Raw genomic sequence first — 25662 nt, forward strand, 5'->3', positions numbered from 1 at the left:
AGGCTGGAGCAATTTGGCGGGCCTATTTGCGCTCAGGTTTAGGCAATCGCGGTGATGGAGACAAGAGCAGGTGACGTCGGGCGACCGCCCATATTGGCAGCCATTTCTTTGGCGATCTCGACAACATTCGCGCGCCAGCAATCCCATCTGTTTCCTTGGGTGCCCGTTTGTTTCGGATCTGGTGTCGGGGGCTATTTCAGCATCGCGTCCGAGCCGGACTGGCGTCACTTAGCTGCATCATCGGCATTCATCTGCACGCTGTGGCTATTGGCCATTCTTTTCGACCGGCACAGGGCGTGCTGGATCTCGATGACATTATGGGTGCTGAGTTTGGCGCTTGGCGGGGCCACTATAGCAAGCATTCGGGCAAATGAGGTGGCGGCGCCCGTTCTGTCCTATCGCTACTATGGCCCTATAGAGGGGCGCATCGTGTCCATCGACAAATCCGCGTCAGAAAAGACGCGCCTGACACTCGATCAGGTAAGACTTTCGCACGTGGCGCCTCACCGCACACCAATCCGCGCGCGAATTTCGCTTCACGGGCCAGATTTGGGGTTCAACTTCGTGCCGGGTGACGTCGTTATGACGACAGGGCATCTGGGTCCGCCCGCTGGCCCCGTTGAGCCGGGCGGTTTCGATTTCCAGCGCCACCTTTGGTTTCAGCAGCTAGGCGCGCTAGGATATACACGTAACCCGACACTTCGTTTGGCTCCGGCATCTGACAATATCGACGCGCCATCACTCCGGCTCTACAAGTTTCGATTATTACTATCCAATGCAATCAAGCTCCGTATGGCAGAACAAGAAGGCCCCTTTGCCGCAGCAATTATTACAGGCGACAGATCAGATCTCGATCCGGCGTTGCTCGACGCGCTCAGGGCTTCGAATTTGGCACATCTCTTGGCGATATCTGGCCTCCATATGGGGCTTTTGACAGGGGCCGTTTTTGCAATGATCCGCTTCGCGCTTGCGGCCATTCCCCAACTGGCGGTCCGACTTCCCATCCGCAAGATTGCCGCCATTTGCGCCTTCATCGCTGCGGTTTTGTACCTTGGCGTATCTGGCGCGAATGTCGCGACCCAACGGGCCTTTATCATGGTCTCCGTCATGCTGTTAGCGGTCTGTGTGGAACGGTCCGCGCTGTCGCTCAGGGCGGTCGCGATAGCTGCGTTCCTCGTGTTGTTGACTTCACCGGAGGCGCTGGTCGGTCCCGGGTTCCAGATGTCCTTTGCCGCCACAACAGCGTTGGTCGCTGTGTTTGCGGTGATCCGCGACAAAGGTATGTTCGTGGTACTCCCCAAGTTTCTCAATGCGGCTGTGACATTGCTGTTGTCGTCGTTTATCGCGGGTGTGGCGACGGCCCCTTTCGGGGCGGCACATTTCAACCAACTCTCCCATTACGGTCTACTCGCAAACTTGCTGTCGGTCCCCGTTATGGGTCTGATCGTAATGCCCGGAGCACTTTTAGCGGGCGGCCTCACGCCACTAGGGTTGGAGGGGGTTGGGCTCTGGATCATGGAGCTAGGCATAACATGGATATTGCGAGTAGCTGAGTTTGTGGCCGACCTTGACGGCAGCACGCGTGCGATCGTCGCGCCGGGGCCTTGGGTTCTTCCGTTGATTGCATTTGGTGGACTGATGCTTTGCATCTGGCAAGGGGCGGGGCGGCTCTTTGGGCTTGCACCGATTTGCGTGGCAGTCATTCTTTGGCAAGGCGTCGAGCGTCCAACAGCGCTGATATCCGAAACGGGTCGTCTGATCGGGGTTCTGCAGAACGGTCAACGTGCCTTGAACAAACCGAAAGGCGACGGTTTTTCCGCGCGGGTCTGGCTGGAAAACGACGGCGATCCCGCGGATCAGATGCAGGCCGCACAGCGGGCGGATTTTTCGGCTAACTATCTGCGCACGGATATTGCGGGGAACACGCTTGTGTTCAACGCTGCCAATCCGAAAACAATCGACATTGAAGCCGCATGCTCGAAAAACGATTTTGTCATTTTGCCTCGCGTGGATGTACCCTTGCCCAAGGGATGCACCGGATGGAATGCAGTTGATTTTGCCGATGGCGGCGCGGTCGCGATCTACGCGACGGATACCGGCCTTACATATGAAAACAGCCGATCGCGGCAAGGCAATCGGCTGTGGGTTTCAAAATCGCAAAGACGCGGTCAGTAAGAGCGGATCAATCCCACCAAACGCCCCTGAACCTTGACCATATTGTCCGGCAGTACGCGGGTTTCATAGGCAGAGTTCGCAGGCTCCAACGCGATGGAGGAGCCGTGACGCCGGAACCGTTTCAACGTGGCTTCCTGATCTTCGACCAATGCCACAACGATATCCCCGTTATTGGCGGTGATCTGCTCACGGATAACAACAACGTCACCGTCATTGATGCCTGCTTCGATCATCGAGTCGCCCTTCACCTCTAACGCGTAATGATGTCCGCTTCCTGCGAGCATGGAGCCCGGGACGGCCACATGATGGGAGACCTCGCTGATTGCTTCAATCGGAGTACCAGCGGCGATGCGACCCATAACAGGCAACTCCAACGCATGAACACCTTCCAGAGCCATCGCCTTAGGGTTTGCTGCAGGTCGGTCGCCTTCAATCACACGTGGTCTGAAGCCGTTGCCTTCCATTGCATCGGGAAGCTTCACAATCTCTAGCGCACGCGCCTTGTGTGCCAGACGTTGGATGAAGCCACGCTCCTCCAGCGCCGTAATCAGGCGGTGAATGCCGGACTTGGAACGCAAATCCAGCGCATCCTTCATTTCGTCAAACGAGGGCGGAACCCCGTCACGTTGAATACGACCATGGATGAATTTCAACAGGTCCAGCTGTTTCTTCGTCAGCATCGGCTCAGAACTCCCTGATGGCGGCGCATTTTTTGCGCCATGTTCTCCGATGTTCTACCGCTGTTCTTGTTTTGTGTCAACGCCTAGAGCGTGATGACCTGAACGCGATCACCCTCGTCGCGTGCTGGATCACCCGGCGGGCGCACGATCAACGCGTTGGCACAAGCCAGTACAGTAAGCAGGGAGCTATCTTGCCGCTCAAAGGATTTCACCGCGCCATCCTCTGTGATCGCACGCATATAATGTTCGCGTTGGCTGTTCGCGCCCAGCGGTGCGGCCAAAGGCAGGGTGATCCGCATGCGAGGGCCAGCGGGTAGACCGAGGAAACGGTCTAGCAGCGGCTTGATGAACACCTCGCCACAAACCATCGAGGAGACAGGGTTTCCCGGTAGACCGATCATCGCCATCTGGCCAATGCGCCCCGCCATCAGCGGCTTTCCGGGCCGCATCGCGACTTTATAGAACTGGCGTTCAAGTCCTAAGTTCCCGGCGACGTCGGCCACGATATCATGATCTCCAACCGACGCACCGCCGATGGTCACCAACAGGTCCGCGCCCTCTGCCAGCGACAGCGCCATTTCCAACGAGGAAGGCGTATCTTTCGCAATGGGCAAAAGTCGCGTTTCGGCGCCAGCGCTGCGGAACATCGCCGCAAGACCAAGCGAGTTCGAGGCGATAATCTGGTCATCACGTGGTGTTTCCCCGGGGCTGACCAGTTCGTCTCCGGTGGCGATGATAGCCACCACGGGGCGGCGGCGCACGGGAACCCGCGCCACGTTCATCGAGGCCAGAAGCGCAATGTCGGACGGGCCCAGACGGCGCGGGGCCGTGATCACGTCACCCGTTTTGAAATCCCCACCCGCAGGGCGTACATGGCGGCCCGTGTCGAGGGTGCCTTGCAGCACCACAACATCGCCGTCTCGGGTGACGTCTTCTTGGATGACAACCCGTTCTGCGCCTTCTGGCATGGGCGCGCCGGTAAATATCCGAACAGTTTGACCCGCGCCGACCACCCCGTCAAAGCGGTGTCCTGCGGCAGCTTCGCCGATTACTGTGAATTGGTCTCCCTCGAACACGTCGGTGGTTGAAACTGCGTAACCATCCATCGCAGAGGCCGAGAACGGAGGCTGATTGCGCGTCGCGGCCACGTCCTGGGCCAGCACACGACCATCGGCTTCAGCAAGGGAAACCAGTTCCACATCAAGGGGTGACCCAAGTTTCAGAACCGCTGACAGAGCCTCGGCAACCGAGATCATCCGCGCTTGGCCTCGAACAGTCCAGACTTGCCACCGTCTTTAAGAACAAGTCGTATGTCGCAGATTTCCATGGTTTTTTCGGCGGCCTTAACCATATCGTAGATCGTCAGCGCAGCCGTCGATACCGCAGTCAGCGCCTCCATCTCGACGCCGGTCTGTCCGGTGGTCTTGACCGTTGCTTCAATACGGATACCTGGCAAAGAGGCATCAGGAGTTAAGTCCAGTGCGACCTTGGTGATGGGCAAAGGATGACATAGCGGGATCAGTTCAGAGCATTTCTTCGCCCCCATAATGCCCGCCAGCCGAGCCACGCCCAACACATCGCCCTTCTTGGCACGACCTTCGGTGATCAGCGCAAAAGTCTCGGGCTGCATCTTCACACAACCTTCGGCTACCGCAACGCGCGAGGTCACTGCCTTGTCGGACACATCCACCATATGAGCATGGCCATCACCGTCGAAATGGGTCAGCTCCGCCATTTAAAGACCGCCGGTCATTGGTTTATCGCTCAGGATATGGCGTGTGGCCGCGGTGACGTCTTCTTGACGCATCAAGCTTTCGCCGATCAGGAAACAACGTGCGCCATAGCGGGCTAGATCGGACAAATCCGTCGGCTCGAACAAACCGCTTTCGGCCACGATCAATTTGTCTTCAGGCACCTGTCGCGCCAGTTTTCGCGTTGTATCCAACGTCACGTCAAACGTGTGCAGATCGCGATTGTTGATCCCCAAAAGAGTACTTTTCAGCGACAGAGCACGTTGAAGTTCCGCGTCATTGTGGACTTCGACCAACACATCCATGCCAAGTCGGATGGCCGTATCTTCCAGTTCAAGGGCAAGGCTGTAGTCAACCGAGGCCATGATGATCAGGATGCAATCGGCCCCAAGCGCGCGAGATTCGATGACTTGATAGGGGTCATACAGGAAATCCTTGCGGAGCACGGGCAAGTCGCAGGCGTCGCGGGCCTGCATCAGATATTCGTCAGCACCCTGGAAAGAGGGGGTGTCTGTCAGAATGCTCAAGCAGGTGGCACCACCGTCCGCGTAGGCTTTGGCCAGCGCGGGCACGTCAAAATCGTCACGGATCACGCCTTTGGACGGGCTGGCTTTCTTGATCTCGGCAATCAACCCGTAGCCGCTGATAGCAGCCTCCGTCAGTGCATCGGCAAAGCCGCGCGGGGCAGGGGCGTTGGCCGCATCGCTCTCCAAGTCTGCGAGGCTGCGTGCCGCCTTGCGCTCGGCGACCTCTTCCAGCTTGTAGGCTTTGATCTTTTCCAGAACGGTTGGGGTGGTCATTCGGCCTCCGAAGTCAGTTTTGCCAGTGCGTCTACTTTTGCTTTTGCCGCCCCACTGTCGATGCTGACGCGAGCCATGTCCACACCTTCACGCAAGTTCGCAGCTTTGTCAGCGACGACCAAAGCCGCAGCCGAATTCAACAATACAGCGTCGCGATAGGCCGAGGCCTCGCCAAGCAAAAGCGCGCCAAAGGCCACGGCGTTTTCCGAAGGCGTTCCTCCCAGAATATCCTCGAACGGGTGGGGCGTCAGGCCCGCATCTTCCGGGGCGATCTCCATGTCATGCACTGAGCCGTTTTCCAACACCGCCACCTTGGATGGTGCCGAGATTGCCAGTTCATCCGTCCCATCGCCGCCATGCACCAGCCAAGCTTTTTCCGAGCCTAGCGCCAGCAGCGTTTCTGCCATCGGACGGATCAACTCTGCCGAAAACGCGCCTGTCAGTTGTCGTTTGACGCCTGCCGGATTGGTTAGCGGGCCAAGAATATTAAAGATGGTGCGCGTCCCAAGCTCCGCACGGGTTGGCATCACGTGGGCAATCGCAGGGTGGTGCATAGGGGCCATCATGAAGCCGATGCCAATCTCGGAAATGGCGCGGCTGACCACATCGGCCCCGACCATGACATTGATTCCCATCGCACCCAGAGCGTCCGCAGCACCGGATTTTGACGACAGGTTCCGGTTGCCATGCTTGGCAACGACCACGCCTGCGCCCGCGACCACAAACGCCGTAGCGGTGGAGATATTCAACGTCCCCTTGCCGTCGCCGCCCGTGCCAACAATGTCCATGGCACCCTTCGGCGCCACGACCGGGTGACACTTGGACCGCATCACTGCCGCCGCCGCGGCGTATTCTTCGACCGTTTCACCACGGGTGCGCAATGCCATCAAGAAGCCACCAATCTGGCTGGGTGTCGCACGTCCTTCAAACAACGCTTGAAACGCGACTTCAGCTTCGGCGCGGGTCAAAGGGCGTTCGGCGGAAATTCCGATAAGGGGCTTGAGGGTGTCGCTCATGCCGCCACTCCTGCCTTGCCGGGCAAGACATCAAGGAAATTTTGCAGCATTTGATGCCCGTGTTGCGAGGCGATGCTCTCGGGGTGAAACTGAACACCATGGATCGGCAATTCGCGGTGTTGCAGCCCCATGATCGTTCCGTCTTCCAATGTCGCGGTGACCTCCAGACAATCGGGCAGGCTGTCGCGGTCCACCACCAACGAGTGGTAGCGCGTGGCCTCGAACGGCGAGGGCAGGTCTTTGAACACGCTTTTCCCGTCATGGACATAGCTGCCCATCTTGCCATGCACGATCTCGGAATGGCGCACGACCTTGCCACCAAAGGCCTCGCCAATCGTCTGATGCCCAAGGCACACGCCAAACAACGGGGTTTTGGTCTCCGCAGCAGCCGCCGTCAGCGCCAGACAAATACCCGCGTCACTCGGCGTTTTGGGGCCGGGGCTCAGGACAATGCCGCGCGCGTTCATGGCCATTGCGGCCTGCACATCAATCGCGTCGTTGCGGACAACTTTTACGTCAGCCCCCAATTCGCCGAAGAAATGCACCAGATTATAGGTGAAACTGTCGTAATTATCGATCAATAGCAGCATCAACTTGCCCTTTGTTTCGAAAGGGCTTTCCACAGCCTTCCGTGTAGCTCTATAAATGCCCAGAGCTGCGTGCCGGGGTCAAGGCCGCTTATCTAGGCCCCCCTATATCAAACGGGCGAAAAGCCTCGTAATCTGCGCACGCTCAGGGGTAAAAACGACAATTGGTCGGGCGAGGATCAGAACGATGGGCAAAGGTATAGGCGCGGGTATAGTGTCAGGTGGGTTTGTGGGCGTGGTCGTTATGTCCATACTGTCCCTCTATGCGCCGCTTCCGCAAGACAGAATAGACGCAGCACCAAAGCTGGAGGTCGAGACGACCCAGCCAGAAGCCGTCGCCCCCGAAAACGTAGAGAGCAGTGCTGCGCCCCAAGCGGACACCGCCCCCAAAGTCACTCCCAGCACGGACGCCAGCGACACAGTCACAGCGGTCGTCGAAAGCACTACTGCATCCGAAGCATCACCCCTTGATATCCCCGAAACACAGCAAGATGCGCCCGTCGTGCAATCCGAAGCGCCACAGCTCGACACCAACATCGCCACAGACACTGACAGCCCTACTGCCGAGATTGCGACTTCCGACGCGCAGGTCGCGCAGCTTATTCCGCAAGCCCCCGCCGTACAGCCCGAGGGCAATGACGAAATCATCATCGCCAGCGCGGACCCGTCACCTGCACCTGTCGCTCAAGTTCAAACTGGGGTTCAAGCTCCGGCGGTTGAAGCCTCGCCAAATGTCGAGGCCAGCACTGACACGACCTCGCCATCCGTCCAGCCTTCTGAACTAACCTCGCCAACAGTGGTCGGAACGGAACAAACTGCGGACATTGACGCCCCCGTGCTCCCACGCGTAACGAGCTTGCCAACCATCGGTGATCCGCAACAAGACCCTGTCGAGGTCGCCTCTGCCGACACGCCCATCACCTTGCCGCAGGTGAATTCCGGGGTCGTCACCAATCGGCTTCCCAGTGTGGGCGGCTCAAGCACGCTGATCACGACAGCTCCGGAAGAGGCCGCACCCGAAGCGGTTGCGGTTGACCCCGCCGAGCTTGGCGCGTTGCGCGCCTTTAGCACCAAGGTCGAGGGCACCGAGGGCAAAACGCTGTTCGGGGTCATCTTGATAGACAGTGGCGAAGACGGCATCCCACGCGATGACCTGATGGAGCTTTCCGTCCCGGTGACCATAGCAATTGATCCTACGGCAAAAGACGCTGCCCGCATCATGGCCGACTACCGCCAAGCAGGGATGGAGGTCATTGTGATCGCCAACGAATTGCCGACAGCATCCTCGCCCAGCGATGTGGCCGTCGCCGTTGAGGCCTATTTTGCCATTCTCAACGAATCTGTCGGCATATTGGACCCGCTCGACGCGCGCATTCAATCCAACAGGACGCTGCTCCAGCCGGTGCTTGGCGCGATCCGCAATAGCGGCCATGGATTGGTAACTTACGATCGCGGCCTGAACACCGCGCAACAGGCGGCCCGCCGCGAGGATATTCCTGCGGCTACCGTGTTCCGCGTGCTGGACGCCGATCTGGAAGAAAGCCCCAAGATCAAACGCTATCTGGACCGCGCAGCCTTTAACGCCAACCGTGACGGATCTGTCGTCGTGGTGGGGCGCAGCTACCCCGAAACGGTGAAAGCAATCGTGGAGTGGGTGCTGGAAAAGAAAGAGGCGGGCATCGCGATGGTGCCGGTCTCTTCGGTGATGCTGGCGGATGAGGCCTCCTAAGGCGTCAACTTCACCCTTCAGCCGTTCCCGCCACGCAGGAACAACCCGGCCTCTTTCGCAGCCATGCGCAGAGCTTTGGACTTGTTGACGGTTTCTTCGAATTCCGCCTCCGGGTCGCTGTCATAGACAACACCACCACCCGCTTGCACATATAGCTTGTCGTCTTTGACGACGCCCGTGCGCAGCGCGATGCAGATATCCATGTCGCCATTGGCCGAGAAATACCCGCAGCCGCCTCCATAAATGCCGCGTTTCTCCGGCTCCAACTCGTCGATGATCTCCATCGCACGCACCTTGGGTGCACCGGACACGGTACCTGCGGGCAAACCGGACAGAAGCGCAGACAGCGCATCTTGGTCTTCGGCCAATTCACCCGTCACATTGGAAACGATGTGCATCACGTGGCTATAGCGCTCAATGATGAACTTTTCAGTAGGTGTTACCGTGCCAATCTTCGACACTTTGCCGGTGTCATTGCGGCCAAGGTCAAGCAGCATTAGATGTTCTGCGCATTCTTTAGGATCGGCTAACAGATCGGCTTCCAGCGCGCGGTCTTCCTCCGGCGTGGTGCCGCGTTTGCGGGTGCCTGCGATCGGTCGGATTGTGACCTCGCGACCGAATACCCGCACCAGAATTTCAGGGCTGGCGCCGACAATCTGAAATCCACCCATGTTAAAGTAGAACATAAACGGTGACGGGTTGGTGCGTCGCAACGCGCGGTATAGCGAAAACGGTGGCAGCGGGAAATCCTGCGTCCAGCGTTGCGACGGAACCACTTGAAAAATGTCACCCGCGCGGATGTATTCGCGGGCCTTCTCGACGGCGTCCAGATAACCCTGATGGGTGAAGTTTGAAACAGGCTCGGCGACGGCGGTTTCCTCGCCAAGATCACGCGCGTCGGTTGGCACCGCGCGGTCCAGATCACGCACCGCGTCCATCACCCGCTCGGCGGCTTGGGCGTAGGCCGCGCGCGCAGATAGACCACTCGACGCCCATGCAGGGCTGACAACGATCACTTCGCCTTTGACGCCGTCTACGACAGCCACGACAGAAGGTCGTTGCATCACGGCGTCAGGTAGTCCCAATGGGTCGGGGTTCACATCCGGCAAATGCTCCACCAAGCGGATCATGTCGTAGCCCAGATAGCCAAAAAGTCCGGCAGAAGCAGCTGGCAGTCCTTCCGGCAACTCAATCCGGCTCTCGGCCAGCACTTCACGCAATGCGGTCAACGGGTCGCTCGCACAGGGCTCGAACGCCTCACGGTCAAAACGGGCGGAGCGGTTCAACTCGCTTGTCTCGCCGCGGCACCGCCAGATTAGATCAGGTTTCATGCCGATAATCGAATAGCGCCCGCGCACTTCGCCGCCAGTCACCGATTCCAGCACGAAGCTGTCGGGCTGAGCCGCCGTGAGTTTCAGCATCAGTGAGACTGGCGTGTCCAGATCAGCTGCCAACCGCGTATAGACCACTTGGTTCTCGCCCGCGTCGAACCGCTTGGCGAAGTCATCATATTCAGGAAACAAGGCCATGGATCAGCGGATGCTCGCATTCACGGCGTTGACGGCGACTTGATCAAGGCTCAGGCCGTGACGCGCTTGCACAGCTTGACCGTACAACTCGAACACGTCAGCCGCGAGGCCGGCGCTGCCTTGTTGGGACAATTGTGTCAGAAAGTCTTGCGCGTCATCAGCCGCAAGATCAGCGGCAGAGATGTCCAGCAACTCCACTAGAATCGCACCATCGTCGGTCGGGATAAGCGCGGTGTCGGAAGCTTTTTCCAGCTCAAACGCAGTTATCAGCAAGGCAACAGGCGTATCCTCGATGAACTCTGTGCGGCCACGGTCCGTCTCAGTGCGACCGTCCAGCCCAAGGGCTTCCATGGCGGTGCCTTGATCCAGTTGAGCTTTTAAATCGTCGCCCAACGCGGTCAACCGACGTTTGGTTTCCGCCGCGTTCCATGCGGCAACTACATCGTCGCGGATATCCGCAAGTGCGGGCAGGGCAGGTGGAACAATCTCGTCCAGACGCGCTGCGAAAATTCCGCCGTCAGACAGCTCGCGTGCCTCGGGGAAATCGCCCTCGTTCAGACGCGCCGCTTCTTCGCGGAAGTTGTCATAGCCTGCGATGCCTTCTTGATTGGTCTCTGAAAAATCGATTTGGCCGAATTCCAGGTCGGTATCGGTTCCTAGCTCTTCCAGAGTGGCTCCGCCTGCCAGCAGGTCTTCGACATCGGTCAATTTGTCGAGCACTGCACGACGGGCTTGGTCTTCGGCCGCTTCCGCCACCAAGTCGTCACGCACCTCGTCAAAGGTGATCTCTTGCGCTTCCAGAACCGCGTTAACGCGGTAGAGGGCGGGGCCGAGCGACGTCTCTACCGGCGCGGAGATACCCGGCTCTGTCATAGCAAAAACGGCGTCGGCAATGGGTCCGTCCAGATCATTACGGGCAACTTCGCCTTGGTCGACATCTTCCAGCGTCAGCCCGCGTTCGGTGACGAGGTCGTCGAAGCTGGTCTCGCCCGCGTCAATTGCAGCTTTTGCTGCGCTAGCAGCCTCAGAGTCAGCAAACCCCAAACGCTCGACAATGCGACGCTCCGGTTGGTTGAACTCGTCAGAGCGTTCGTCATACAGCGCGCGCAGTTCGTCTTCGTTCGGGGTGATCTCGTCGACCAGCATGTCCGGTGTCAACCAAGCATAACTGATCTTGCGCACCTCGAGAGTTTCGAATTGTGTGCCATTCTCTTCGTAGAACGCCTTCAATTCCGCGTCTGTTGGCGCGTCATTAGGGGTGGCCAGCAGGGCAGCGTCCAGCACAGCCCAGCGGAACGAACGACGCTCGCCAATGAAGCCATAGAGCGTTTCTGCGTAGGACTCATTCAGGGTCAGCCCACCTGTCACCGATTGTTGCAAAAGCTGTCGCGCGGCGGTTTTGCGCAGATCATCTTCGAACTCCGTCGGGCGCACATCGTTGCGCTCCAGCGCGAATTCATAGGTCTCGCGGTTAAACGCGCCATCTGGTCCCTGAAAGGCGGGAACCTGTTGGAGTTGGCTCAGCACTTCGGCGTCACCAACGGAAAGCCCCATCAAGCGGGCCTCCTCTGTCAACGCAGTCGTTGCGGCTAAACGCCCGCGCACCCGTACATCCAACCCTTCGAGAAGGGCGGTTTGCATAGAGACAGGCGTTCCACGGCGGCGCGACTCAAAGTCGATCTCTTGCTGCAAACCACGTTGATATTCCTGAACGGTAATCGGCGTCTCGCCAACACTGCCAATGGAAGAGATATTGCCGCTAAGACCACTAGAGCCAAAACCCGCCAACCCCGCTACCAGCAGCAGCAAAATACCCCACACCGCAATGCGCGACGCGCTAGATTTGCCTGACTTGGCCATGTCTCACCTTCCTAGAAGAAAACCAGTTGGAACCTGTTAAACCGTTGCCCCCAAAGGGGCAAGCGGATCAGAGGGTTTCCATCCGTTCAAACAGCTCCGCAATACCATCAGCGTCGATATTGGCGAACGCAATGCGCAGCGACTTCGCCCCAGACGGGTCGCCTTCCGGGACAAACATCGTGCCCGGCAAGCATAGCACGCTGATATCGCGCACCATGCGTTGGGCAAGCTGGTCCGATGGCTCGTCAAACGGGTGGGTCATATACGCGAAATACGCGCCGTTGCCTTCCAGCGTCCAACCCTTTGCGGCAAGTTTAGGAAAGTGCTCTTCAATCGCCGCGCGGCGGGCCAGAATTTCAGCCCGCTGTTCGCCCAGCCATTCGCCCAGGTTCTGCATCCCCCAAAGCGCCGCACGTTGACCCAATTGGTTGGGGCAAATCGTGACCGTGTCGAGAAACTTTTCGGCCTCCGCCAAACGCGCGACCGACGCAACCATCGCCCCAACACGGTGGCCGGTCAAACGGTAGGCCTTGGAGAACGAATACAGCTGGATCAGCGTGTCTTCCCAATTCGGGTGCGTGAACAAATCATGCGGTGCGCCACTGCGGCTGTCGAAGTCGCGATAGGTTTCGTCTACGATCAGTGCGATGCCGTGGGCGTCACATAACTCGTAGAACGCGCTTAACAGGTCTGACGGGTACTCTACGCCACCCGGATTATTTGGGGAAACCAATGTGATAGCGCGTGTCTTTGATGTGATCAACGTCGCGGTATCGTCGACGGATGGAAGAAGCCCGGCACCGGCTTTCAACGGCACCGAGGTGATACCACCCATATCAAGCCACATCTTATGGTTGAAATACCATGGGGTCGGGATGATTACCTCATCACCGGCGGCACATAGGGTCGCGATCATCGAGGCAAAGGCCTGATTGCAGCCCGAGGTGATGGCGACCTGCGACGCGGAGACTTGCCCGCCATATGCAGCCGTCCATTGCGCCGCGACTTCAGTCCGCAACTCTGGCAGCCCCAAAACGGGTCCATACAGATGGGTCGCATCATCTTCCAAGACGAATTGCGCCATGGCCTCGCGCAACGGTGCGGGCGGCGGATCGACCGGCGCCGCCTGCGACACATTAATCAACGGGCGATCCGTCGGGAACTCAACGCCATCAATCCAGCGCCGCGCCTCCATAACCGGAGGGGGAAACGTCGCCGCCATGTTTGGATTCAAGCGCATATATATTTCTTTTCTAACAGTCAGTTACGAGCCGAAGCTTACTCGCCCCGGTAGGGCTTAACATATTGCATCGCCATGTCCCAAGGGAAGAAGATCCACGTATCTTGTGACACTTCGGTGATGAACGTATCGACCTGCGCACGGCCCTTTGGTTTGGCGTAAACGGTGGCGAAATGCGCATTTGGATACAGCGCGCGAACAACTTCCAGCGTTTTGCCGCTGTCGACCAAATCGTCGATGATTAGAATGCCGGTGCCATCGCCCATCAACGCGTCATCTGGCTTTTGCAGAACGGTGGCTTCCGATTGCGTTTGGTTATCATAGGACTTGATCGAGATCGTATCCACAGTACGAATATCCATCTCGCGCGCCGCGATCATTGCGGGTGCCATACCGCCACGGGTAATGGCAACAACGGCACGCCACGCGCCGTCATCCGGCCCGTGCCCGTCCAGACGCCACGCAAGCGCGCGGCTGTCACGGTGGATTTGGTCCCAGCTTATATGGAAGCCTTTTTCGTGGGGCAGGCGGTCGGTCATTGGTCAGTTCCCTCAAGTGATGGCTCGTTTTGCACGAGCACGGCGATCATGCCGCCAAAGCGGCCCGCTAAGTCATTTCTCAATGTCCGGCGCGTCCACGGCTTTCATCCCGACGACATGGTAACCCGCATCAACATGATGCACCTCACCGGTCACGGCAGAGCTGAGATCAGACAATAGATATAGAGCCGATTTGCCGACTTCCTCTTGGGTGATGGTTCGGCGCAGTGGCGAGTTGTATTCGTTCCACTTCATGATGTAGCGGAAATCGCCGATGCCCGATGCCGCCAGCGTCTTGATAGTGCCGGCAGAAATGGCATTCACGCGGATGTTGTCTTTCCCCAAATCCTCGGCCAGATATTTCACCGATGCCTCCAATGCGGCCTTGGCCACACCCATAACATTGTAGTGTGGCATGACCTTTTCAGCGCCATAATAGGTCAATGTGAGCAAAGAACCGCCGTTGTTCATCAGCTTCTCAGCGCGCTGCGCGACAGCGGTAAAGGAGTAAACCGAGATGTCCATCGACATGCGAAAGTTATCGGCGCTGGTGTCAACATAGCGGCCGCGCAACTCGTTTTTGTCGGAGAAACCAATGGCGTGAACGACGAAATCCAGCGACCCCCAGTCCTCTTTAAGTGTGTCGAACAAGGCGTCTATTGATGCGCCATCGCCGACGTCGCAAGGCAAAACATGTTTCGCCCCGATGCTGTCGGCAAGTGGACGTACACGTTTTAGGAGGGCGTCGCCCTGATACGAGAACGCGATCTCGGCGCCTTGGTCAGCGCAGGCTTTCGCAATTCCCCATGCGATGGACTTGTCATTGGCCACCCCCATGATCAGGCCGCGTTTGCCTGCCATCAATCCATTTGACATATTGTCCCCCAAAGCGACTTCTTATTGTGTTTAGGATGGTTTAGGCGAAAGCCTTGGCTGCTTCAAGTCACGGCGGGTGGCGCGCTAAACATAAGGCCTAACTCTATATCAAAGACCGGCGTTGAAAAGTTTTTGCCATCTGGTAAAAAACAACGTCACGTCATTGTTGAGTGCATAGTTTATTGGCTGTAGGGCAGCCGTCGAATACGGTGGGAATTTAGGCATGTCAGATAGAGCAGGTATATTTGCGGGCGAAGATCCGTTTGTAATTGCCCAGCAGTGGCTGGTCGAGGCGGAGAAAACTGAACCCAATGACCCTAATGCCATTGCTTTGGCAACGGTCGACGCTGACGGGATGCCCAATGCGCGTATGGTGCTTTTGAAGGATATTGAGGACGATGCCTTTGTCTTCTATACCAACTACGAAAGTGCGAAGGCACGCGAATTGGACAGCGCTGGCGCGGCCGCGTTTGTTATGCATTGGAAATCTTTACGCCGCCAACTACGAGTTCGTGGTACAATAACGCGAGAAAACGGCGAAAAGGCTGACGACTACTATAAATCACGCTCGCTCAAAAGCCGGTTGGGGGCTTGGGCATCCAAGCAATCCCAACCGCTTTCATCGCGCGGTGCGTTGATGGCGAAGGTGGCAAAGGTGACTGCTGAGAAAGGCCTAAACCCGGATCGTCCTCCGTTTTGGGGCGGATTCCGGATACAGCCTGTTGAAATAGAATTCTGGGCCGATGGGTCCGCAAGACTGCACGACCGATTTCGTTGGATCCGCGCTGATGCAAATGGTCCATGGACAATAACCCGGCTCAGCCCGTAACTAGGCTGGAACTAAGAAGAATTGACGTACACGTAAAGGGTGGTGGGCAGGAAACCCTTACCTATCTTGAAACCCTGCAATGTGACAACGTGGACCTAACAATAGTAGTTGGGGGTACTCCATGGGCAGTCTTGGAGGCGTCGAAAAGTTTGACGCGGTGTGGATGACACAGAATAACGAAGTTACTGATACGACCCGTTTCGTGGTAGGTCAGGTTAAATGGTTTGATGCAGTCAAAGGTTTTGGCTTTGTTGTCGCGGACGAAGGCGGTCCGGACATCTTGCTTCATGCAAATGTTCTACGAAATTTCGGGCAGGGCTCGGTAGCTGACGCCAGCATGGTGGAGTTACGCGTTCAGGAAACCGATCGCGGCCTACAGGCGGTCGAGGTGCTATCGCTCACGCCGCCAGTCGTAGACCCCGAAGAGGGTGGCATCGCCAGCGTGATTGCTGATCACGATGACATTGAAATGATCCCTGCGCGGGTGAAATGGTTTGACAAGGGCAAGGGCTTCGGATTTGCCAATGCTTATGGATCAAGTGACGACATCTTCCTTCATGTCGAAGTTCTCCGCCGGTGCGGGCTTGCGGATTTGCTTGCAGGCGAAGCCGTGTGTGTGCGTGTTGTCGACGGGGACCGCGGTAAAATGGCTGCGGAAATTCACGCCTGGGATCACGCTATCGACAACGACTAGAGCATTTTTTGCTGCTCTGCTTCTGTCTGGCTCTGCCACAAGCGGAGCCTATTCTGATGTTTGCACGCCTGATCGCGTTAGCATCAAGGGTGACTTTGGCTCGATATCGTTCCGCGTTGAAATAGCAGATGACGCGCAAGAGCGCGCGATCGGGTTAATGAACAGGGACGCGCTTCCCAAGCTTGCGGGTATGTTGTTCGTCTACGAGCGAGCGCAGCCACTTGCCTTTTGGATGCGCAACACGCTGATCCCTCTTGATATGATTTTCGTCGAACCCACGGGTCGAATTGCCAGCATCCATGCCAATGCGATTCCACATGACGAAACCCCGATCAGCGGTGGCGATGGATTGACCCATGTCTTGGAGATCGGCGGCGGCTTAGCATCGCAATTTGGGATTTCTGAAGGCGATATACTAAGACATCCCAGCTTTAATCAAAATGAAGCGCTTTGGCCCTGCGGTTAGGGCTTTTCAAACCCGAAGAAGGTGTTTAGGAAGCCCTCAGATCGTCGGGGCGTGGCGCAGCCTGGTAGCGCACCTGTTTTGGGTACAGGGGGTCGGAGGTTCGAATCCTCTCGCCCCGACCATCTAAATTACCGGAGTACCGGTGATAAAATCCTCCTTAACCCATCAGCTATTTTCTACGTTCCCGCAGCGGCGCCTGTCGCGCGCGATATTATTCGTACGCCAATACCCATCCTGCCACGTTAAGGCCGTCACCTAGCGATTCTGTCGCTCTGGCCCTGAACCTCGGGAAAGGCGTGACATCCGGGCGACAAAATCAGCCGACTACATATTGATGAGATGACTTTCACCAAACCCTATATGTGGTTTTTTGGTTGCCCGCTGATACGCCTGTTCTGTGGATAAGCCTGTGGATAGTTCACCCGATACCCTAGCTTTCGGCGATAAGCTGCCTAATTTCCGTGGTTTTTCTTTCCGGCACGACCTGTGCACTAATTTTGATGCCACCGTCGGAGAATCGGAGCGAAACCGAGCTAGCAAAGGTCAACAGATTTTTGTCACTGAAACCGGTAAGAATTCCGTTGACCCGACGGGGGGTGATACGTCAGGTTGTGCAGACTGACGCATAAGCCACCACATATAGTGGCATGCAGCAGTCACGGGACGGGGAACACTCCAGACACTTAGCGTCAAAGAGATGCTCGCTCATGCTTAGGTATGGGGCAGGTGGCTTTTGTCCTCGTGTATAACCACGACCCGCTTGAGGTAGGTCACACGTATTTAGCACGCGCAATTAAAGCGCCTGGGATCGGGGAAAGACTAATGAAGATCGACCGTAAGCTTACGAAAGCTGGACAAGACGCCTATTCGGCACTGGAATTCACCTCCACAGCGTCCGAGATTCGCAACCCAGACGGGACGATCGTATTCAAACTCGACAACGTAGAAGTGCCCGCAGGCTGGAGCCAAGTCGCCTCTGACGTCATTGCGCAGAAGTACTTCCGCAAAGCCGGTGTCCCGGCGGCGACCAAAACAGTTAAAGAAAAGGGTGTACCAGAATTCTTGTGGCGCTCCGTTCCTGATGACGCCGCCTTGAACAAGCTGCCCGAAGACCAACGCTATAGCGGCGAGACCTCATCCAAGCAGGTATTCGACCGCCTTGCAGGGGCATGGTGCTACTGGGGCTGGAAAGGTGGCTACTTTACCACCGAAGCTGACGCCCAAGCCTATTATGACGAAATGCGCGTGATGCTGGCCAAACAGATGGCCGCTCCGAACTCTCCACAATGGTTCAACACCGGTCTGCACTGGGCCTACGGCATCGACGGTCCGGCCCAAGGCCACCACTATGTCGACTTCCAAACCGGCAAACTGACCAAATCCAAGTCGTCCTACGAGCACCCGCAGCCCCATGCCTGCTTCATCCAGTCCGTTTCCGACGATCTGGTGAATGAAGGTGGCATCATGGACTTGTGGGTCCGCGAGGCGCGCCTGTTCAAATACGGTTCCGGCACTGGCACAAACTTTTCCTCCCTGCGTGCCGCTGGCGAAAGCCTGTCAGGCGGGGGTAAGTCCTCCGGCCTGATGGGTTTCCTGAAAATCGGGGATCGCGCAGCAGGGGCCATCAAATCCGGCGGCACCACGCGCCGTGCCGCGAAAATGGTGATCGTTGATGCGGATCACCCAGATATTGAAGAGTTCATCAACTGGAAGGTTCTTGAAGAGCAGAAAGTGGCGTCCATCGTCGCAGGCTCCAAGATGCACGAACAGAAGCTCAATGTGATTTTCCAAGCCATCAAAGGCTGGGACGGCAAGCTAGAAGACGCCGTAGACCCGAAGGCAAACGAGCAGCTGAAAGACGCGATCCGCGACGCCAAGAAAGTCGCAATTCCAGAGACTTACGTCAAACGGGTGCTGGACTACGCACGTCAGGGCTACACTTCAATCGAGTTCCCAGTCTACGACACCGATTGGGATAGCGAGGCGTATAACTCGGTCTCCGGCCAGAACTCCAACAACTCCATCCGCGTCACAGATGCCTTCTTGAAGGCTGTCGAGGCTGATGGCGACTGGGATCTGATCAACCGCAAAGACGACAAAGTCTGCAAGACCATCAAGGCCCGCGATCTGTGGGAACAAGTCGGCCACGCAGCATGGGCCTGTGCCGATCCGGGCATCCAGTACCACGACACCGTCAACGCTTGGCACACATGCCCCGAAGACGGCCCGATCCGCGGCTCCAACCCGTGCTCCGAATACATGTTCTTGGACGACACGGCCTGCAACCTCGCGTCGATGAACCTGCTGACCTACCAGAAGGACCAGAAGTTCGACGCAGAGCTGTATATGCACGCCAGCCGCCTGTGGACGCTGACGCTGGAAATCTCCGTCACCATGGCGCAATTCCCGTCCAAGGAGATCGCGCAACGCTCCTACGACTTCCGCACCTTGGGTCTGGGCTACGCCAATATCGGCGGTCTGCTGATGAACATGGGCTACGGCTACGACAGCAAAGAGGGCCGCGCGATGTGTGGGGCCCTGACGGCGCTGATGACCGGTGTGTCTTACGCCACCTCCGCCGAGATCGCTAAGGAGCTGGGTCCGTTCCCGGGCTACGCGAAAAACTCCGAGCATATGCTCAAAGTGATCCGTAACCACCGCAACGCGGCCTATGGCAATGACGAAGGCTACGAGAAGCTGGACATAAAGCCACTGGCGCTGGACCACGCAAACTGCCCCGACCAAGACCTTGTCAGCCTTGCAATGGCCGCATGGGACGAAGCGCTGGATCTGGGCGAGAAGCACGGCTACCGCAACGCGCAATCCACCGTGATCGCGCCCACCGGCACCATCGGTCTGGTCATGGATTGCGACACCACGGGCATCGAGCCTGACTTCGCACTGGTGAAGTTCAAGAAGCTGGCCGGCGGCGGCTACTTCAAGATCATCAACCGCGGTGTGACTGGCGCGCTGGAAAACCTCGGCTATGCCAGCAACCAGATCGAAGAAATCGTGTCCTACGCAGTGGGCCACGGCACCATCGGCAACGCACCGGGCATCAACCACACCTCGCTGGTCGGTCACGGCTTCGGTGAGGCTGAGCTGGCCAAGATCGAAGCGGCACTTCCAAGTGCCTTCGACATCCGCTTCGTGTTCAACCAGTGGACCTTGGGCGAGGAGTTCTGCACGCAGACCCTCGGCATCCCGGCCAAAGAGCTGAACAATCCAAGCTTCGACATGCTGCGTCACCTTGGCTTTAGCAAAGAGCAGATCGAGCACGCCAACGACCACGTGTGCGGCACGATGACCTTGGAAGGTGCACCGCACCTGAAAGAAGAGCACTACAAAGTGTTCGATTGCGCCAACCCCTGCGGCAAGAAGGGCAAACGCTTCCTGTCCGTGGACAGCCACATCTATATGATGGCGGCGGCACAATCCTTCATCTCAGGTGCGATCTCCAAAACGATCAACATGCCGAACGACGCCAATATCGAGGACTGCCAGAAAGCCTACGAGCTGTCTTGGTCCTTGGGCATCAAGGCCAACGCGCTCTACCGTGACGGCTCCAAACTGTCGCAACCTCTGGCCGCCGCGCTTGTTGAAGACGATGACGAGGCAGCAGAGATCCTCGAGAGCGGTTCTAACCACGAGAAAGCCACCGTGCTGGCCGAGAAGGTGATCGAGAAGATCATCATCCGTGAAGTCGAAAAGGCCACCGCGCGCACCAAAATGCCGGAGCGCCGCAAGGGTTACACCCAAAAGGCCGTCGTCGGCGGGCACAAAGTGTATCTGCGTACTGGCGAATACCAGGACGGCCAGTTGGGTGAAATCTTCATCGACATGCACAAAGAGGGTGCGGGCTTCCGCGCCATGATGAACAACTTCGCCATCGCGGTGTCCGTTGGTCTGCAATACGGCGTGCCGCTGGAGGAGTTCGTGGATGCCTTCACCTTCACCAAGTTCGAGCCTGCGGGCATGGTCCAAGGCAATGACAGCATCAAGAATGCAACGTCGATCCTCGACTACATCTTCCGCGAATTGGCCGTGTCTTACTTGGACCGCACCGATCTGGCCCATGTGAAGCCAACAGGGGCGACTTTCGACGATATCGGTCGGGGCGAGGACGAGAACCTGCAAAACATCGACGACCTGTCGGAAAGCGCTGCGTCCAAATCCCTCGAAGTGCTGAAGCAGATCAGCTCCACCGGCTACCTGCGCAAGCGCGTGCCGCAAGAGTTGAAAGTCCTGCAAGGCGGCATGGGCATGGGCCACGCGACGATGGGGGCCACGGCGCTCGACAGTGCCGCCGATCCGGTTGCAGCCCTGCAAACGCTGGTGCCGGAAGTCACAAGCGCAATTGCCTCGGGGGCCACGTCCTTGGACGCACGGACCAAGGCAAAGATGCAAGGCTACGAAGGCGAAGCTTGCGGCGAGTGCGGCAACTACACGCTGGTGCGCAACGGCACCTGCATGAAGTGCAACACCTGCGGCGGGACGTCTGGGTGTAGCTGAGAATGACTGTTTGGTACGAAAGCAAGTCCAAAGCGGCGTTAAAAGTGTTGCCGCCAAGATTGGCTACTGTGAAGCCACGCCTCAAGGGGGTGGATGTACCGGAGGAAGCAAATTGGTGTGGCTACTGTGATCGTTGGATCATGAGTAGCGATACCAAATCGGTAAAATGCGGGAGATGCGGTAGCAAATTCCGAGATTGAAATACGAGACACTGGTCGCGCATTGTGCGCGATCAGCTTTCCGGGGCGGGTGCGCTCGCCCCTGACGCAGATCAGGCCGCAGGCAAAAAAACTTGAGCGGTATAATTACGAGCCTGATCAGTGAACCTCGGCCCCTTCTTCGGAAGGGGCCTTTTTCTCGTCTAAGGGGCAGGGGTGCCGTTCATCCAGCGTAAATCTGCGATGCATTTATCTCTCAATGCGTTGTCCTTAAAGTTTGAAGCAATGATATGAAGGCTATGGTCACAATAAGAACCCACCGTTATAGTCAAACTCTATGGATCATAACAAAAACACAAAATTCACTTGGCCACGGAAGCTATTGTAACAATTACTCAAATCAAGGAAGCGCCCCCATTCAATGACAAGCTTGCCCGCGCTTCGTGTTACCCGTTCTATTTCACTTGCTTTCCTAATAGCCTTCATCGGCCTTTTTCCTTTACAGGTGCGTAGCCAAGATGACTTCGTAGGATGTAAGCCTAATCTTGGCCAAATAATGGATCGGCTGGGACCGACGGGTTCAGAAATTATCTGCCAGACGGATGTGGGTTGGAAGCTTGATTTGGGGGCTGACATGCATAAGTCTTCCATTTTGCAGGACGGCTCGCTGTTTCAGTTGCTAAGCTATCGGAATCCAGCCAGAGCGACTGGACTGGACAACAAGCTTGGGGTGCATTTGACGTCGGTTGCCCCCGATGTTTGGGAGGTCAGCCTCTCCGTAGATGGTGAACTGCGTGAGAAGTCGGAGCGAATGCACTTCTTTGTCTGGGCGCGAGACCCATTCGATCTACCTCTTAAGTTGAGCCAGTTTAACGAAACCGATGTAAGGTTTTTCCGGTGCCATAGTTACTCTGATAAGATCAAGGGGTGTGGGACCTACTACAATGTCCCCCTGTGTAATGGTTATAAAAGCCCTGCGTGGAACAGATTCAGTGGACTCGTTAGGGTTCCAGAACCTGGGCTAGGTGCCGATATTCGTGCTGAGAAGACGTTCCTAGAAATTTTGTCTACGTTTAAGGAAATCAACGATCACGCCGAGAGCGCGATGGCAGAACTATTTGAATACTCTTGCAAGAAGTAGCGTTTCAGCCTCAAAGCCGCCCTTGCGCCCTTAACCCAGCCGCCAACCCGTAAGCCCGCGCGTCTCCGGCTTCTAATGCAAACACGTAGGCGTGGGTCAGGTAGAACCCCCGCGCTACTTCCTGAACCGCTTCCTGCGACGCTTGCGTATAAAGCGCAATCAACGCCTCCACATCGCCCGCCGCATGGGCGGCGAGCAAGTCTGCATCAAGGCTCACTGCGCCGCGATGGCGTGGCTTTGCCGGTAATCCAGTATCCGCTGCGCCACCCATGCGTGGAAGCAATGGGTCGGGCCGTCCATCGCTGGGGAGAACCGCCCGCCATCAAAGCCCGGCCCGTAGCGGCCGCGTTGCATGCCTTCAACGACGAAGATGTCCTCCTCGAACACCTCTTTCCACAAGGCAGTGTTCTTTACCCGCATCGCATCATCGACCTGAGGGGCCGCGTAGTAGATGTGGACATGCTCCAGTGTCGTGTTGATCGACTTGGGTTCCAGAATAATTGCGTAGCCGTGGTCGCGCTGCGCGGCGAGCAACACGTTGGGGTAGAGCGTGATGTATTCCGCACCCTCGTTCCACTTGTCGCTGAGGCCCTCGAAGTCGGGGAAGCGCTTGCCGTCTTCACCTTCGAACTGGCGATAGACCAGCGTGCCTTGGCCGGAATACTTGTCCGGCTCGTTGATATTGTAGTGATCCTCCAACCGCGAATAGCTGTTCAGGCCAGGGTGGACCCAAGGCAGATGGTAGCTTTCGCAATAGTTCTCCACCGCCAGTTTGTAGTTGGTGTTGGCGCCTAGCGTGAAGCTGCTGTCCGCGCCGCCATGATACATCGGCTGGTCGAACTCGGACCAACGGGCGATCAGGTCGGCATGCATCTCGTCGAACGGGGCGGCGGTGCCAGAGATGTTCACGAACACCACGTCGCGCCAGATATGGGAGCGGACCTCGATCAACCCCAGCGTGGTGTTGTCTATCGCCTCATGGGTGTTCATTCCCGGACCACCCACATGGGGCGTGGCCACCAGCTTGCCTTTGGTCGAGTAGCACCATGAATGGTAGGGGCAGCGGATGGCGCCTTCGATCTTGCGTGGCTCGGACACAAGGATCATCCCGCGATGACGGCAGGTGTTCTGGAACACCCGCACATCGCCATCCTTGTCGCGGATCAGCAGCAACGGCAGGCCCAGAAACTCCATCGGCTTCGCGTCGCCATTTTCCGGCACATCCGCGCCCACGGCCAAGCCCGCCCATGTGGCGTGCAAGACGGCGGCGGTTTCCTCGGCAAAGGTCGCCTCGTCAATGTAATGGGCATTCGGCAGACCGCGCGCCTGTTCAATGGGTGCAATAACGGCGGTGAGATCAGTGGACATAGCGGTCTCCCAACAACTGAATTGGGAAAACCCTCCCAGATTCGGGGCCACATCGCTTGTATCACTGCGACATGGTTTGCCTCACCGCGACGCATGGACGGCTTCCTGCCGAAACCGGTACGAGCCGTAGGAAGGTTCCCGCCGAACGGCTTATGAGGGGGCTTGCTCGGCAATCCCATGCCTGCGTTCACGCACCGAAACGGCAGCGAATGGCTTGTTTTCAGCGGTTTAGCACGGACCTCTCCCCATCGGGCGGGGCAGGGTCCATCTACAGTCTCGAGACCACCAGCGAGGTGGCTCGGCCCAGAAGGACGGGCCTAAACCTGAAACGACCAAATGGAGAGAGTTCAATGAAAACCGCTCTTATTGCACTGACTACCGCTACTGTAATGGGCACTTCGGCATTTGCCGCTGTGGCCGATCTGGACAGCGACGGCGACGGCGTCGTGTCCTTCACCGAGATGCTGGCCGTGTACCCGACCCTGACCGAGGAAGGCTTTTCCGCAGTCGACACCAATGGTGACGGCGTTGTGGACGAAGAGGAGCTGACAGCAGCCACAGAAGGCGGCCTGATCCCCGAGGCCTAACCTAAATTCGCCACGGCGCGAGCCAGCATTACTCGTCGTGGCGAAAGATCCGCGTCCCTGTCTCTACTCGATCTGCCTCGGGTGGCAGGGACGCGGATCACTCTATTTTGCGCCGCGCGAGAGCGCTGCGACGCCGGTGCGGGCCTGCTCGACCAAGCCCAGCGGGCGCATAAGGTCCGCAAAAGCATCAATTTTTTCGGAATGCCCCGTCATCTCGAAGACGAAGCTTTCTAGGGTGCTGTCCACCACATTGGCGCGGAAAATCTCGGCCAGACGCAGCGCTTCGATCCGGTCGCTGCCAGTTCCAGTGACCTTGAACAGCGCCAGTTCACGCTCGACGCTGGCACCTTCTTCGGTCAGGTCGTGGACGTCATGGACAGGAACCATCCGTTCCAGCTGTGCCTTGATCTGGGTGATCACCGCAGGGGTTCCCACGGTCACAATGGTGATGCGCGAGCGGTGGCCTTCGTGGTCCACCTCCGCCACGGTGAGGCTTTCGATGTTGTAGCCGCGGCCAGAGAACAGCCCGATCACCCGCGCCAGAACACCCGCTTCGTTGGTGACGACGCAGGCCAGTGTGTGGCGCTCGATGTAGTCGGCATTGGGGTCTTTGAGGTCATAGGCCGAATGTTTGGACGAGCCTTTTTTGATTTTCAGCGGGGACATTTGGGGCCTCTTTTCGGTGTCTGATATGTATCGGCTTTGCGTCTGCAAAGCGTATGGCATGAAATCGGTCTGTCTGTGCGTCGCATTTTTCTATCTTATGTCGATCACGGGGGTGCCGGATTTGGCCGGATAGCCCGCTTGTGTCAGAAGTGTCAGGCGCAGCGGTTCCTGTGCTGACTTGTCGAGGCAGATGCTCGCGGGTCTTACAATCACGGGCACCCCGTCAATTTCGATCCGGTCCGAGAAATGCAGCACCTGTGCATCGCCCGAGCCGGTTACTGTGGCTATCACCAGATAGCCACCCTCCGGCGCGTCGTCGCATCCCGTGCCGCAGACGCAGACCTCGGCCGCCTGAGCAAACCGCAATTCCTGCTGGTAGACGTCGCGGTTCAGGTCGAAGTCCGGAACGACGGCCGGGGGCAGGGCGGCTGCGAAGAGGGAGCTGAGCCATTCGAACAT

The 25662-nt window shown here is 57.6% G+C and carries 23 protein-coding genes and 1 tRNA gene; 9 read left to right on the forward strand and 15 right to left on the reverse strand.

What is annotated here, in order from left to right; genetic code table 11:
* Positions 1-54: 54 nt before the first annotated feature.
* The gene (locus BCF46_RS13470; RefSeq protein WP_121025099.1) at positions 55-2175 is read left to right on the forward strand and encodes a ComEC/Rec2 family competence protein; all 2121 of its coding nucleotides are present in this window, start codon (positions 55-57) and stop codon (positions 2173-2175) included.
* Here the strand turns inward: BCF46_RS13470 and lexA are convergent.
* The 6 genes from lexA to BCF46_RS13500 all read right to left on the reverse strand — a co-directional run bounded on the left by lexA (position 2169) and on the right by BCF46_RS13500 (position 7012).
* On the reverse strand, positions 2169-2855 hold the full coding sequence (gene lexA / locus BCF46_RS13475; RefSeq protein ID WP_121025103.1) for a transcriptional repressor LexA: 687 nt from the start codon (positions 2853-2855) through the stop codon (positions 2169-2171). The two genes, BCF46_RS13470 and lexA, sit on opposite strands and share 7 nt — an antisense overlap.
* An 83-nt stretch (positions 2856-2938) precedes the next feature.
* The gene (locus BCF46_RS13480; protein WP_121025107.1) at positions 2939-4111 is read right to left on the reverse strand and encodes a molybdopterin molybdotransferase MoeA; all 1173 of its coding nucleotides are present in this window, start codon (positions 4109-4111) and stop codon (positions 2939-2941) included.
* A complete protein-coding gene (moaC, locus tag BCF46_RS13485; protein ID WP_121025111.1) occupies positions 4108-4590 on the reverse strand; it encodes a cyclic pyranopterin monophosphate synthase MoaC in 483 nt (160 codons plus the stop codon). The genes BCF46_RS13480 and moaC overlap by 4 nt, the downstream gene beginning before the upstream one ends.
* The gene (gene trpC / locus BCF46_RS13490) at positions 4591-5406 is read right to left on the reverse strand and encodes an indole-3-glycerol phosphate synthase TrpC (RefSeq protein WP_121025114.1); all 816 of its coding nucleotides are present in this window, start codon (positions 5404-5406) and stop codon (positions 4591-4593) included. It lies immediately after the preceding gene.
* Positions 5403-6422 (reverse strand): anthranilate phosphoribosyltransferase, encoded by a 1020-nt coding sequence (gene trpD, locus BCF46_RS13495; protein ID WP_121025117.1) that lies wholly within the window; start codon positions 6420-6422, stop codon positions 5403-5405. The genes trpC and trpD overlap by 4 nt, the downstream gene beginning before the upstream one ends.
* Positions 6419-7012 carry an anthranilate synthase component II gene (locus BCF46_RS13500; protein ID WP_121025427.1) on the reverse strand — a complete coding sequence of 198 codons (594 nt, stop codon included), beginning with the start codon at positions 7010-7012 and terminating at the stop codon, positions 6419-6421. The genes trpD and BCF46_RS13500 overlap by 4 nt, the downstream gene beginning before the upstream one ends.
* Before the next feature lie 184 nt (positions 7013-7196).
* Here BCF46_RS13500 and BCF46_RS13505 point away from each other — a divergent pair, with 184 nt between their 5' ends.
* Positions 7197-8738, forward strand: a complete 1542-nt coding sequence (locus BCF46_RS13505; RefSeq protein WP_170157939.1) for a divergent polysaccharide deacetylase family protein — start codon at positions 7197-7199, stop codon at positions 8736-8738.
* Positions 8739-8755: 17 nt separating this feature from the next.
* Here BCF46_RS13505 and trpE read toward each other — a convergent pair whose 3' ends face one another.
* From trpE to fabI, 5 genes are all read right to left on the reverse strand, one after another.
* A complete protein-coding gene (trpE, locus tag BCF46_RS13510; RefSeq protein WP_121025123.1) occupies positions 8756-10267 on the reverse strand; it encodes an anthranilate synthase component I in 1512 nt (503 codons plus the stop codon).
* 3 nt (positions 10268-10270) lie between these two features.
* Positions 10271-12127, reverse strand: coding sequence for a peptidylprolyl isomerase (locus tag BCF46_RS13515; RefSeq protein ID WP_121025126.1), 1857 nt, complete (start codon positions 12125-12127; stop codon positions 10271-10273).
* 67 nt (positions 12128-12194) lie between these two features.
* The gene (locus BCF46_RS13520; protein ID WP_121025129.1) at positions 12195-13367 is read right to left on the reverse strand and encodes an aminotransferase; all 1173 of its coding nucleotides are present in this window, start codon (positions 13365-13367) and stop codon (positions 12195-12197) included.
* A 38-nt stretch (positions 13368-13405) separates the two neighbouring features.
* Positions 13406-13906 (reverse strand): xanthine phosphoribosyltransferase, encoded by a 501-nt coding sequence (gene gpt, locus BCF46_RS13525; RefSeq protein ID WP_121025132.1) that lies wholly within the window; start codon positions 13904-13906, stop codon positions 13406-13408.
* Positions 13907-13978: 72 nt separating this feature from the next.
* On the reverse strand, positions 13979-14782 hold the full coding sequence (fabI, locus tag BCF46_RS13530; RefSeq protein WP_121025135.1) for an enoyl-ACP reductase FabI: 804 nt from the start codon (positions 14780-14782) through the stop codon (positions 13979-13981).
* A gap of 223 nt (positions 14783-15005) precedes the next feature.
* Between fabI and pdxH the strand changes: the two genes are divergently transcribed.
* The 6 genes from pdxH to BCF46_RS13560 all read left to right on the forward strand — a co-directional run bounded on the left by pdxH (position 15006) and on the right by BCF46_RS13560 (position 22582).
* Positions 15006-15611, forward strand: coding sequence for a pyridoxamine 5'-phosphate oxidase (pdxH, locus tag BCF46_RS13535; protein ID WP_121025138.1), 606 nt, complete (start codon positions 15006-15008; stop codon positions 15609-15611).
* A gap of 163 nt (positions 15612-15774) precedes the next feature.
* Positions 15775-16305, forward strand: coding sequence for a cold-shock protein (locus BCF46_RS13540; protein WP_121025430.1), 531 nt, complete (start codon positions 15775-15777; stop codon positions 16303-16305).
* A 157-nt stretch (positions 16306-16462) separates the two neighbouring features.
* Positions 16463-16771, forward strand: a complete 309-nt coding sequence (locus BCF46_RS20205; RefSeq protein WP_245990136.1) for a DUF192 domain-containing protein — start codon at positions 16463-16465, stop codon at positions 16769-16771.
* Positions 16772-16816: 45 nt separating this feature from the next.
* A tRNA-Pro gene (locus BCF46_RS13550) sits at positions 16817-16893 on the forward strand.
* Between the two features lie 700 nt (positions 16894-17593).
* Positions 17594-21283 carry a vitamin B12-dependent ribonucleotide reductase gene (locus BCF46_RS13555; protein WP_121025141.1) on the forward strand — a complete coding sequence of 1230 codons (3690 nt, stop codon included), beginning with the start codon at positions 17594-17596 and terminating at the stop codon, positions 21281-21283.
* Positions 21284-21862: 579 nt separating this feature from the next.
* The gene (locus tag BCF46_RS13560; protein ID WP_121025143.1) at positions 21863-22582 is read left to right on the forward strand and encodes a hypothetical protein; all 720 of its coding nucleotides are present in this window, start codon (positions 21863-21865) and stop codon (positions 22580-22582) included.
* Between the two features lie 10 nt (positions 22583-22592).
* Here BCF46_RS13560 and BCF46_RS13565 read toward each other — a convergent pair whose 3' ends face one another.
* Complete coding sequence (locus tag BCF46_RS13565) at positions 22593-22799, reverse strand: hypothetical protein (protein WP_121025146.1); 207 nt, start codon at positions 22797-22799, stop codon at positions 22593-22595.
* On the reverse strand, positions 22796-23950 hold the full coding sequence (locus BCF46_RS13570) for an aromatic ring-hydroxylating oxygenase subunit alpha (protein ID WP_121025149.1): 1155 nt from the start codon (positions 23948-23950) through the stop codon (positions 22796-22798). Before BCF46_RS13570 ends, BCF46_RS13565 begins: the two co-directional genes overlap by 4 nt.
* Before the next feature lie 350 nt (positions 23951-24300).
* Here BCF46_RS13570 and BCF46_RS13575 point away from each other — a divergent pair, with 350 nt between their 5' ends.
* Positions 24301-24537 carry an EF-hand domain-containing protein gene (locus tag BCF46_RS13575; protein WP_073141461.1) on the forward strand — a complete coding sequence of 79 codons (237 nt, stop codon included), beginning with the start codon at positions 24301-24303 and terminating at the stop codon, positions 24535-24537.
* Between the two features lie 102 nt (positions 24538-24639).
* Here the strand turns inward: BCF46_RS13575 and ilvN are convergent, their stop codons facing one another.
* Together ilvN and BCF46_RS13585 are read right to left on the reverse strand one after the other, a co-directional pair.
* On the reverse strand, positions 24640-25203 hold the full coding sequence (ilvN, locus tag BCF46_RS13580) for an acetolactate synthase small subunit (protein WP_073141463.1): 564 nt from the start codon (positions 25201-25203) through the stop codon (positions 24640-24642).
* Between the two features lie 90 nt (positions 25204-25293).
* Positions 25294-25662: a hypothetical protein gene (locus BCF46_RS13585; protein ID WP_121025152.1), complete on the reverse strand. Its 369-nt coding sequence runs from the start codon at positions 25660-25662 to the stop codon at positions 25294-25296.

It is taken from the genome of Litoreibacter meonggei (genome assembly GCF_003663885.1).
GTDB classification, from domain to species: Bacteria; Pseudomonadota; Alphaproteobacteria; order Rhodobacterales; family Rhodobacteraceae; genus Litoreibacter; species Litoreibacter meonggei.

Excerpts from the sequence above, each read along its gene's own strand:
- BCF46_RS13500 (WP_121025427.1), bottom strand. The coding sequence starts at position 7,012 with ATGCTGCTATTGATCGATAATTACGACAGTTTCACCTATAATCTGGTG.
- BCF46_RS20205 (WP_245990136.1), top strand. The coding sequence starts at position 16,463 with ATGAACAGGGACGCGCTTCCCAAGCTTGCGGGTATGTTGTTCGTCTAC.
- BCF46_RS13505 (WP_170157939.1), top strand. The coding sequence starts at position 7,197 with ATGGGCAAAGGTATAGGCGCGGGTATAGTGTCAGGTGGGTTTGTGGGC.
- BCF46_RS13585 (WP_121025152.1), bottom strand. The coding sequence starts at position 25,662 with ATGTTCGAATGGCTCAGCTCCCTCTTCGCAGCCGCCCTGCCCCCGGCC.
- moaC (WP_121025111.1), bottom strand. The coding sequence starts at position 4,590 with ATGGCGGAGCTGACCCATTTCGACGGTGATGGCCATGCTCATATGGTG.
- trpE (WP_121025123.1), bottom strand. The coding sequence starts at position 10,267 with ATGGCCTTGTTTCCTGAATATGATGACTTCGCCAAGCGGTTCGACGCG.
- BCF46_RS13540 (WP_121025430.1), top strand. The coding sequence starts at position 15,775 with ATGACACAGAATAACGAAGTTACTGATACGACCCGTTTCGTGGTAGGT.
- BCF46_RS13555 (WP_121025141.1), top strand. The coding sequence starts at position 17,594 with ATGAAGATCGACCGTAAGCTTACGAAAGCTGGACAAGACGCCTATTCG.
- BCF46_RS13570 (WP_121025149.1), bottom strand. The coding sequence starts at position 23,950 with ATGTCCACTGATCTCACCGCCGTTATTGCACCCATTGAACAGGCGCGC.
- BCF46_RS13515 (WP_121025126.1), bottom strand. The coding sequence starts at position 12,127 with ATGGCCAAGTCAGGCAAATCTAGCGCGTCGCGCATTGCGGTGTGGGGT.
- BCF46_RS13520 (WP_121025129.1), bottom strand. The coding sequence starts at position 13,367 with ATGCGCTTGAATCCAAACATGGCGGCGACGTTTCCCCCTCCGGTTATG.
- trpC (WP_121025114.1), bottom strand. The coding sequence starts at position 5,406 with ATGACCACCCCAACCGTTCTGGAAAAGATCAAAGCCTACAAGCTGGAA.
- fabI (WP_121025135.1), bottom strand. The coding sequence starts at position 14,782 with ATGTCAAATGGATTGATGGCAGGCAAACGCGGCCTGATCATGGGGGTG.
- trpD (WP_121025117.1), bottom strand. The coding sequence starts at position 6,422 with ATGAGCGACACCCTCAAGCCCCTTATCGGAATTTCCGCCGAACGCCCT.
- BCF46_RS13470 (WP_121025099.1), top strand. The coding sequence starts at position 55 with ATGGAGACAAGAGCAGGTGACGTCGGGCGACCGCCCATATTGGCAGCC.
- BCF46_RS13575 (WP_073141461.1), top strand. The coding sequence starts at position 24,301 with ATGAAAACCGCTCTTATTGCACTGACTACCGCTACTGTAATGGGCACT.
- BCF46_RS13560 (WP_121025143.1), top strand. The coding sequence starts at position 21,863 with ATGACAAGCTTGCCCGCGCTTCGTGTTACCCGTTCTATTTCACTTGCT.
- lexA (WP_121025103.1), bottom strand. The coding sequence starts at position 2,855 with ATGCTGACGAAGAAACAGCTGGACCTGTTGAAATTCATCCATGGTCGT.
- pdxH (WP_121025138.1), top strand. The coding sequence starts at position 15,006 with ATGTCAGATAGAGCAGGTATATTTGCGGGCGAAGATCCGTTTGTAATT.
- gpt (WP_121025132.1), bottom strand. The coding sequence starts at position 13,906 with ATGACCGACCGCCTGCCCCACGAAAAAGGCTTCCATATAAGCTGGGAC.
- BCF46_RS13480 (WP_121025107.1), bottom strand. The coding sequence starts at position 4,111 with ATGATCTCGGTTGCCGAGGCTCTGTCAGCGGTTCTGAAACTTGGGTCA.
- ilvN (WP_073141463.1), bottom strand. The coding sequence starts at position 25,203 with ATGTCCCCGCTGAAAATCAAAAAAGGCTCGTCCAAACATTCGGCCTAT.